This window comes from Pantoea phosphatilytica (genome assembly GCF_051025615.1).
GTDB lineage: Bacteria > Pseudomonadota > Gammaproteobacteria > Enterobacterales > Enterobacteriaceae > Pantoea.
Genome location: NZ_JBPFDF010000016.1, coordinates 1 through 557 on the forward strand (window position 1 = coordinate 1; position 557 = coordinate 557).

1 protein-coding gene is annotated in these 557 nt (G+C 53.1%); it reads right to left on the reverse strand.

Features of this window, described 5'->3' with window-relative positions; genetic code table 11:
• On the reverse strand, positions 1–557 hold a 557-nt coding region (locus tag ACR6AS_RS20490), incomplete at both ends, for an EF-Tu C-terminal domain-related protein (RefSeq protein ID WP_418800355.1).

Genomic DNA, 557 nt, shown 5'->3' on the forward strand with positions numbered 1-557 from the left:
GCGATAACTTTAGCAACAACACCCGCGCCAACGGTACGGCCACCTTCGCGGATTGCGAAGCGCAGACCTTCGTCCATTGCGATTGGGTGGATCAGGGTAACAACCATTTTGATGTTGTCGCCTGGCATAACCATTTCAACGCCTTCTGGCAGCTCTACTGAACCGGTCACGTCAGTGGTACGGAAGTAGAACTGTGGACGATAGCCCTTGAAGAACGGAGTATGGCGGCCACCTTCGTCTTTAGACAGAACGTAAACTTCTGACTCGAACTGGGTGTGTGGCTTGATGGTGCCTGGCTTAGCCAGAACCTGACCACGCTGGATGTCTTCACGCTTGATACCGCGCAGCAGAACACCACAGTTTTCGCCTGCCTGACCCTGGTCCAGCAGCTTACGGAACATCTCAACACCGGTACAGGTTGATTTCGCAGTATCTTTGATACCAACGATTTCAACTTCGTCGCCGACTTTAACGATGCCGCGCTCAACACGACCGGTAACAACGGTACCACGGCCAGAGATTGAGAATACGTCTTCGATTGGCAGCAGGAACGGCAT